9 protein-coding genes are annotated in these 9,421 nt (G+C 26.2%); all 9 read right to left on the reverse strand.

Annotated elements, in window-relative coordinates; translation table 11 throughout:
• Positions 1–439, reverse strand: a 439-nt coding sequence (locus tag J7G74_RS12940) for a hypothetical protein (protein WP_297136087.1), incomplete at its 3' end; no start/stop codon positions are given.
• 20 nt (positions 440–459) lie between these two features.
• Complete coding sequence (locus J7G74_RS12945; protein WP_297136089.1) at positions 460–1,098, reverse strand: hypothetical protein; 639 nt, start codon at positions 1,096–1,098, stop codon at positions 460–462.
• 5 nt (positions 1,099–1,103) lie between these two features.
• Positions 1,104–2,684: a hypothetical protein gene (locus J7G74_RS12950; protein WP_297136092.1), complete on the reverse strand. Its 1,581-nt coding sequence runs from the start codon at positions 2,682–2,684 to the stop codon at positions 1,104–1,106.
• A 464-nt stretch (positions 2,685–3,148) separates the two neighbouring features.
• A complete protein-coding gene (locus J7G74_RS12955; protein ID WP_297136094.1) occupies positions 3,149–3,682 on the reverse strand; it encodes a GNAT family N-acetyltransferase in 534 nt (177 codons plus the stop codon).
• Positions 3,683–3,746: 64 nt separating this feature from the next.
• Positions 3,747–4,907, reverse strand: coding sequence for a SpoIIE family protein phosphatase (locus tag J7G74_RS12960; protein WP_297136096.1), 1,161 nt, complete (start codon positions 4,905–4,907; stop codon positions 3,747–3,749).
• The gene (locus tag J7G74_RS12965) at positions 4,891–6,618 is read right to left on the reverse strand and encodes a [Fe-Fe] hydrogenase large subunit C-terminal domain-containing protein (RefSeq protein WP_297136098.1); all 1,728 of its coding nucleotides are present in this window, start codon (positions 6,616–6,618) and stop codon (positions 4,891–4,893) included. Before J7G74_RS12965 ends, J7G74_RS12960 begins: the two co-directional genes overlap by 17 nt.
• Positions 6,619–6,709: 91 nt before the next feature.
• Positions 6,710–7,936: a hypothetical protein gene (locus J7G74_RS12970; protein WP_297136100.1), complete on the reverse strand. Its 1,227-nt coding sequence runs from the start codon at positions 7,934–7,936 to the stop codon at positions 6,710–6,712.
• Between the two features lie 12 nt (positions 7,937–7,948).
• Entirely contained in the window at positions 7,949–8,776 is an 828-nt protein-coding gene (locus tag J7G74_RS12975; protein WP_297136102.1) for a hypothetical protein, read from the reverse strand.
• Positions 8,769–9,413 carry an ABC transporter ATP-binding protein gene (locus tag J7G74_RS12980; protein ID WP_297136104.1) on the reverse strand — a complete coding sequence of 215 codons (645 nt, stop codon included), beginning with the start codon at positions 9,411–9,413 and terminating at the stop codon, positions 8,769–8,771. The genes J7G74_RS12975 and J7G74_RS12980 overlap by 8 nt, the downstream gene beginning before the upstream one ends.
• Positions 9,414–9,421: the final 8 nt, after the last annotated feature.

Below are 9,421 nucleotides of genomic sequence, written 5' to 3' on the forward strand. Positions count from 1 at the left end.
TATTTGTGCTTTTATCAACTTGATTTATATAATAATAATAATTTCCATTTTTATACCAGCTACCATTACTTAAATCTGCTCCTACATTTCCTTTAAACATAATTTCAAGATTGTCTGTTGATAAATTACTTTTTTCACTACCATCAATCCAATAAGGTTCTAATTTTACTCTAAGCAAACTTTTAGCTGTAGATGTTGGTTTAATGTTAATTGTTGCACTAACTTCATCACCAGGAACCATTGATGTTGATTCTGTTAATACATTTTCAGTTATACTTCCTTCTATGCTTCCATCAACAGTTAAAGTATTAGCCACTTGATTTTCAATAGAATTATTTTTGAAGAAATATCCAAGTGTAAAAGCTCCAAATGGTAATAATATCAACGCTAATATAATAGCAAACTTTCTAAAAAACTTCTTATTTTCTTTATTTTTCATTAAAAAGTCCCCCACAACTTTCAATTTATTATTATCTTAACTTTATCATTTTTTTCATACTTATTATTTTCATCATTAAAAACATCTGCCGAACCATTATCAAAATATTTTTCCAATACATCATCTTTTACTTCCCATTCATATTTATATGCTAGATTATCTACTTGTACAGCTTCAACTACAATATCCACGCTAACCTGCATATTTTTTAATAACTCTTTTTCTTCATCATTTAAATTTAATTCTATACTATCCACTAAAGGCATTTCCGTTCTATTTCCTACCTTTAATGGTTTCATGTAGTATAAATAACTGTCTTCACCCATATACCATAAATTATCTTCGCTACCTTCATTAGTTGTAGAATAATTAACTTTTATGGAATTATTACTTAAAATAGTACTCATGTTATTCTCTTCACTTATAAAATAAACAAATACAAATCCCCTTATAAAAACATCACAACTTCCCTCATTAATAAAATTAATATTTAAATTATCCATATCTTCATTTTTATCAATTATTATATTAATCTCTGATGCTTTATTTTTATATACGGATGTCTTAATAGAATAAAAAAATTCATCACCATAAGTAAAGCTTGTCCCTAAAATTAATGTTATTATAATAAATAAAAATAGATATTTTCTTCTTCTCATCATTATCACCTATTTAAAATTATTGAATCTGATCTTCTTTGGATAAAATATTTATGTGATTTTGGACTGGGTTTTAATGTGATTGTCTTTTTATTTGAATTTAAGTCAGAATTTAAAGTTACTGATGTTTGATCTATGGATTTATATGAACATGAGTCTAATAAAGAAACTTTATAAGCTGTATCATAATCTAAATTAAAAACAGTGTATGGTTTATTCCCTTTAATTTTTATATTTACTGAGTTATTCTTTCCACTTATTTTTACATAATGTTCATCTTGAGAGTTGCCATCTATTATGATGGTCAATCTTCCTTTTAGAGGGTTTACCCCTATATTATTTGTATTCTCATATTTATAAAAAAAATAATCATCTATATAATTAAATTCAAGATAAGACTTATAATTAATTTTCTCTGCAGTCCCCTCATACTCACTTACTATATGGTTGATTTTCTCTCCACTAATTAGGATTCTGTCATCTTGCTTTAATAAGGATAAATTACTTAAATTAACTGGTATTTCGCTATCATTTATATATACCTTTATATTATCTTTTATACTTTTTCCTTTATAAATAACATCTTCTTTATTTATTTTTAAAGTCTCAGCAACTTTTTCCCCTTCTAAAAAGTCTATATTCAAATCTAAATTAGTAAAATCATAAGAAGTACTTTTATTTATAATTTCAATATCATAGTACACTTTTTCATTATAGGAAAATTTATAGGTAGGGTCCTTGTATACTTTTTTATTATTATCAAAAATATATGGTTTAATATTAACTTCAACTTGCGGATTTTCAATTAGAAATAAGTCCAACTTGCCAATTCCTCCATAATCATCCCTATTATAGTTACCATCTTTACTAAATTGACCAACTAAAACTTGTACTTCATATTCATTTCGATTATTTTTATATTTTATAATCTCATCTGATATATCTCCATACATTTTATAATAATTATCATATGTATTACGACCTCTATTTAACGCATTTAAGTCAATATGTTTACACCCTATATAAGAAGTTGCATGTTTATGACTCTCTTTATCACAGAATTTTATATTTTCTGGCTTATTAGTATCAATGTAAGGTACTAATTGTTTGTCCATATTTAATTTATAAGCTACATTACTATGAACATAGTTCAATCGTGTGATTTTTTTATTCACAAATATATTAACTATATCACCAAATGGTACTATTGTTTCAAACTCTTTATCAAAATTAGTGGATATACCCAATACGGGTTGTACTTTTTTGCTACTGATTAAATTCATTTGCTCGTCAGTTAATTTAAATTTTCCTTCTAACATTCTCCACTCAATGGCTCGTTTAGTTTGAGTATCACTATTTATATAATAATTATAATTTGGCCATGTTATGAATTCACTTCCATTACTGTCTTCTTCCCACTTAACTTCCTTATTACTTCCAATCCAACTATAAAGATTTGAAAAAGTATAATTAAGTGTTGAATTATCATTAGAAAATGTAGTCCTTAAAATTTTATCTCCTGTTACAATAGTTTCTCCATTATACAATTGCTTATTTACTTCTGACACTGTTCTTATACTCTTCATTTTATTATATAAACCTTCAATATTTTCAACATTCTTATTATCTACATTATAATTAAAAACGTTCTTAACATTATCACTATCATTATTAAGTTTTTTATCTTCTTCTACGTCTTCAACTTCTCTAGTCTTTGTCCAATTTTTAATTTCAACTTTTTCTACATATCTAGGAAAAGCATCTACATCTTCTGTATAATATAAAATACCAATTAATAGACAAATAGCTATAAAAATTATCTTTCGTAAAGTATTTATTTAATCACCTCCCAAATAAATAGGTGTGCATGGCACCACATGATGTACAAAGGCCTTCTTTTATACTGTATTAGCTGGAGCCACGCACATATTAATTTATATTTTAAATAAGATCTTTATATTACTAATTTTCTAATAAAAATTAACTTATTTATATAAAAATAAAAAATAGCCAGATATACCCCCTCTGACTATTTGTACTTAATCTTAAATTATAATATTAATCCCATAGTAACTATGTTAAAAAACTCACCATCTATATATGTTTCATTTTTTAATATTCCTTCTATTTCAAAGCCACACTTTTCATATAGTGCTCTTGCTCTTGGATTATCCTCACTAACAGATAGGCTTATTTTTTTAGTAATATTATTATCTTTACACCAATCTATTAAGTATTCCATCATTATTCTTCCTAATCCGAAATTACAAAACTCTTCTTTTATAACTATACCTAAAATACCTACGTGTTTTCCTTTTTTCTTCTGATTTGAAGAAATTGTTCCAATTGCTATAATTTTAGAATCATAAGTAGCTAGAACCATAGTATTATTATTACTTTCATTTATGCTTTTTATTGTATTTTTTTGTTCATCTTCACTGACTTTATACTCTCCTTCTCCAAAAGAAAGAAATTTCGTCTCCCCACCTACGATATTATAAAATTCAATTATTTCTTTTGCATCATTTTCAACAGGTTCTCTTAAAGTAATTTTTCTCCCATTTTTTATTTGCACTATATTCATTATAATTCTCCTTTTTTGACAATATATAATAAATAGTAGTACTTATATCTATATTTATCAATAATTAATAGTATTCAACTTCTACTATTTTTCCTAATTTGACAAGTATGTTTTTCATTTCATTAAGAACATATAACTTTATACTTAAATCATTCGGAATATCTGCCATTTGATGAACAGGATTTATCGCTCTTCCTACAATCATCTTTATATGACTACAGTCTTCATATAACATTCTAGCAAGCTTAGATGCTCCATCTTTTTTATATAAAAATTCATAATCTGTAGTGCTTAATAATTTCTGTAAAATTTTACAGGCACTTCTTATGGTTAAAACCCCTTCTGTAACTAAATCAATTCCTTCAATATATCCAATAGGAGGAACTTTTTCATCAATTATTTCTGTACTAGATTTATACTCTACATTAAGCTCTCTTGCTACAATATTAGCAGTCGTTCCACCGCAAACTATTTTTTTACCTGCGCTTCTCATAATTTTTCTCACAACATCACTATCTCTTTTTCTATCTATAGGAGGTCCTGAAAATAAAACTGCCTTACTATCATGACTTACTTTTATTGTAGCTACTGTCGTATCATCTGTCGGCCCAAAAAAGTAAAGTTGATTACAGACACCTAACAAATTATTAGTGATTGTTTTAGCGCTCATATTTTCATTTGTATGTTTTTTTAAGTGATTAGCTATATCTTTCCATTGCCAAGAATAATTTAAAGTTTTTCCACTACCCGCAAACTCTACACCATCACTAACTAATATAATCCTATCCCTTTCTTTTAGTTCAATTCTGGTTTCTCTTATAGTTTTTCCATTAAGTATTTTTTCTTTCCAACCAAGTTCAATAATATCATCCCCTCTCATAAAAAATACTGTGAGATTGTCAAATTCAGCAATATATGCAATACCGTCCTTAGCTACTTTTATTAATGTAAAAGTTGAGTAAGCTATTTTATACTGTGAACAAATAGGAAGAGTTTGTGTGATTGTATCAACAACATCCTCTATGCTCATCCCTTCTTTTAACATAGTTAATGCTATTTTTGAAGTCAGTGTGGCTAATATATTGGCTTTAACTCCGCTACTGAGACCGTCTGATAACACTGCTATAAATTGGTTATCATCATTATAAAACTCTACTTTATCACCACATAATTCTTCTCCATACTTAATAAGGCTTCCGCTAGCAAAATCAATAAAGTACTTCATTATGTTTCCCCTCTTCCTCTATTAATTTCTTAAGTTTTGTTAATGTAACCTTTGTTTCTGCAGTAGTTTCTCCCATCAAACTTGCAATTTCTTGAGCAACCATCATTTGATTGTTTATGACATCTTGAGCCATATTAATAGAGTCTATTTTCATCTGTTGAAGTTCACTTTCTTTATTTACTTCTTTAGTAATATCTTCAGCTATCCATATGTACATTTGATTTTCTTCTAGCCATATTATATTTTGTATTAAAGTAGAATTATAATCATCAAGGTATATTCTCTCCCTTAATAAATTTTTTCTATTATCTCTAACTTGTTGAAACTTATCATCATCTAAATACATAATAACCGGTATTCCCTTAGCTTCTTCATTACTTACATGAAAAAATCTTTGTGCCGCTGAGTTAAATTCAACTACACATAACTCTTTATCCACTATTCCGATTAAGTTAGGTGTAGCTCTTAGAATTACTTTCGCTTTATTTTCAGCAATTTGTCTCATATATGGAAGACACATACTTGTATCTGCATATCCATTAAATACAGCTTTTGCTTTATCTCTACAAGTTTTATATCCACATGCTTTACAATTTATCTCATCCATCCTTGCAAATTTTCCCATAGATTTTAAAATTTCTTTAAGTTCTTCCTCGCTAGGTTCTTTTAATGGAACATATTTAGATTCAAATATTTTAGATAAATCTATATTAAATAAAATATCATCATATGAATGATCTATCTTATCTCCATACTTTTCTTTATAAGTTTTACTATAATTTAAAATATTTTGCTGTCTTTCATAAGTACTAAGTCCATCATCATCAATTCCCGAACCTCTAATACATCCATCATGACAAAAACTCATATCAAATAGCACATTACTAATTCTATTATTTCTTATAGCTTCTATAGTTTTTATACAATCTTCTATTCCATCTACTGGAACAACATCTTTTTTATGTGTATTATCAGATATGTATCCTGTATTTTCTGATATAAAAGGAAAAACCTTATTATAATGACTTACTGCATCAAAAGAGCTTTCTTCAAATTCTTCCCATTTTATATTTTCTTGTTCAAACCATCTTTTTAATTCTTCCAAAGTTATTACTGCATCTACACTCTCTTCAAATCTACCTTCATCCTTTTTTCCCAAGCAAGGTCCTATAAATACAACTTTTGTATCTTTACCGTACTTTTCTTTTATATACCTACCATGACATGCAAAAGCAGTTATTGAAGGTATTAAATTTGGTATTAAATCTGGATAATGTTTTTCAACTAAGTTAATTATGGAAGGACAAAGAGTTGTAATATAATTTTTATTATCATCTTTATTTATATATTTAAAATATTCTTTAATAATTGGTGGTGCTCCTATCAAAGTTTCCTCAACATAGGTAAATCCTAAATGTTTTAAAACAGTAGGAAACTTATGACTATTCACTCCAAACACAGCAGCAAAGCTAGGAGCAATAGATGCGACTACTTTTTCTTTATTTTTTAGATAATGTTTTACTATTGGTAACTCTGAACTTACTATTTTATGCTTTTGAGGACAAGCTCGAGAACACTCATCACATACTATACATCTTTCCCCTATAATTCTTGCTTGTTCATTTTTTATTTCTATGGCATTCACTGGACATACCCTTACACAAGCATAACAGTTTTTACAATTCCCTTTATTAAAATTGTCAAACCACATTTCTATCCCCCCTTGATAAAATCAGTTTTACTTTGCAATTATAATAAAATTATATCAAAAAGAGACTTAAATTACTTTAAGTCTCCACAATTTATAGTTCATTCTCTTTTAATATATCAATATTAATAGTATCTGAAGATTTTTCTTGCAATCTTCCTTTGTATAAAATTTCATTTGTATTCTCATCTAAAACATATATATAATAATTTGATTTTGGTATTTCATTGTTATAGTCTATATAATCGTTATAAACATAGTCACTCAAAATCAAATATGTTTTATTATTACTTCTGTTCATTGCAGCAACATATACATTGTAATCTTCTCTCTTATTAAATTCAACTTCATTACTTGATTTAACTTTATTTTCGTTTAAATTTACAACTATAGTTTTAATATTATTTCCATTATTCTCTGAAACACAAGATAATAGAACTTCATCTTTATCTATGTAATAATTATCTATTATTTTATTTTTTATACCTAGATTAATTACATTAATATCCTTCGATATTAAATCAAAACTAAATAAACATATATCAAACTTATTAGTTTCTTTATTTTTATAGTTAACTACAAAATATGATTTTTTACCATTAGTAAAACCTATATCTCCATCATAATACATCTCATTACTTTCGTAAGACTTACTTAAAACTAGTTTGGATTTTTTAGTAAGTAAATTTAACTTATATAAACTTAAATACGTTTGTTTATAATAATTATATTCCAGACTATCTATAGATTTTTCCTCTTCATAAAATTGTTCATTATACACAGAAGATAAAACTACTAAGTAAATATTATCATTGTATCTTATTGGTAATGCTTTATATATACTTTCATTATTAATATCTATTTGATCATTAACTACAATTTCATATTCTTCACTTTTATTAGTTTTTTTATTTTTAATATTTATGTAGGCAATCATTTCTTCATTACTATATTGGCTATAAGAGCTCATCAGTGAGACATTAATTATTTCATCTTCATTTTCACATATATCGCTTTTATCATTTGCAAATTGAAGTATATCTCTATTTTCTATATTTTTCTTACTTAAATTAAAACTACCTACTCCTTCTTTTACATATCTGTCAATATTCTCATTATCTTTTGTAATTTTAACCTCATTAGTTTCAAATAAACCCTTTCTTTTTTGATATACAATAGTCATCCCATCTAAAGTATCTCGATTTCCTGACATATCTTCTAGCATAACTTCCTCTTTATCATTTATGGTTAAACATATGCCAATAAATATTATGGCTACTAAATTAAATACTAAAAACATTTTCGAAAATCTTTTATCCATAATATTCCCCTCCTAAACATATAGTTTATCATTAATCAGTTTGTATGATAAAAGCAATGATATTAAAAATACCAATAAAAAATAAGTTAAATTCATTAATAACAATTGATCTGAAAAAACTAAGTATGTTAAAGAGTAATATACATATATTGCTAATATAGATAAAATATATATTACTGCTATAAACCCACCTATTTTATTAATTGATTTATGTATCATAACTGAGGTAAATAATACTGTGACTGCAACGATTGGAGCAATTATATAAAATACAAATATATCCGCTGTATAAATAGAAATGATATTAAAAATAAAACCAAAGGTATTATTATAATTAATTAAATCTATTATCTCACTTAGTGTCATTCCACTAGCACCTTTGATTATAAGCATCTCTAGTAACCACAAAATATGCTGACTAACCAATACCCCATATATAAAGGATACAACTGTGATTAGTTTTGATATGAATATATTAAATTTATTATATGGCAACATAAATAAAGTATATACAGACTTTGTTTTATTAGAAAAGTCCTTGTACCAAATTGCAAAAGCATAATAAACACACCAAATAATTGCACACATCATCATAAAATATGTAACATTGTATATCATTTGAGTAAATGTTCCACCTTGAATAAATTTATAAGCTTCATCCGTTTTTAAAAGTGATAATCCGCCTCTAACTGTTAAGATTTGTTCTACTGATTTTACAATATCATATAGAGAATAAATAAAATAAGAAATATTACCTACTATCAATATACCTAAAATAGAAAAATAAATTTTTTTTATTCTTTTAAATTCTATATCATATAGTGTTAGTAATTTATTCACCCCTATATACCTCCCTCATTTTATCCACTATGGATTTTCCCTCTATTTGTCTAAGTTCTTGTGCATTAAAATTAAAGACTACTTTACCTTCATCAAATATGATTACTTCATCAACAATATTTTCAATCTCTGCAATTTCATGTGTTGTTATTATGATACTTTGGTCTCCAGACATATATTCAACTATAGTTTTTATAAACTCTTCTCTTTTAAAAATATCTATTCCAGAAAAAGGTTCATCTAGTAAAATATATTTGGCATTTTGTGCAAAGCCAATAATTATCTTTACCCTAGCTTTTCCTCCTTTTGATAATTCACAAATCATTTTATCGTCAGATAAATTAAACATTTTAAGCATTTGATAAGCTTTTTCTTCATCCCAATTTTTATAGAACTCTTTCATAAAAGCAAAACTTTCTTTTATACTAAGATGAGGAAAATGAATATCTACATCAGGAACAAAAGCTATCTTATTATATATTTTAGAATTTATTTTTTCTCCATCTATTAATATAGTCCCACTATCAGGTTTAACAAGACCTGCTATAGATTTTAAAATGGTAGACTTGCCCACACCATTAACTCCTAATATACAAGTTATCTTACCTTCTTCAATATTAAAAGAAGCATCATCCAATGCTAACA

The sequence above is a fragment of the Terrisporobacter sp. genome, from assembly GCF_017888745.1.
Classification (GTDB): Bacteria; Bacillota; Clostridia; order Peptostreptococcales; family Peptostreptococcaceae; genus Terrisporobacter.

Excerpts from the sequence above, each read along its gene's own strand:
- J7G74_RS12945 (WP_297136089.1), bottom strand. The coding sequence starts at position 1,098 with ATGAGAAGAAGAAAATATCTATTTTTATTTATTATAATAACATTAATT.
- J7G74_RS12950 (WP_297136092.1), bottom strand. The coding sequence starts at position 2,684 with ATGAAGAGTATAAGAACAGTGTCAGAAGTAAATAAGCAATTGTATAAT.
- J7G74_RS12955 (WP_297136094.1), bottom strand. The coding sequence starts at position 3,682 with ATGAATATAGTGCAAATAAAAAATGGGAGAAAAATTACTTTAAGAGAA.
- J7G74_RS12960 (WP_297136096.1), bottom strand. The coding sequence starts at position 4,907 with ATGAAGTACTTTATTGATTTTGCTAGCGGAAGCCTTATTAAGTATGGA.
- J7G74_RS12965 (WP_297136098.1), bottom strand. The coding sequence starts at position 6,618 with ATGTGGTTTGACAATTTTAATAAAGGGAATTGTAAAAACTGTTATGCT.
- J7G74_RS12970 (WP_297136100.1), bottom strand. The coding sequence starts at position 7,936 with ATGGATAAAAGATTTTCGAAAATGTTTTTAGTATTTAATTTAGTAGCC.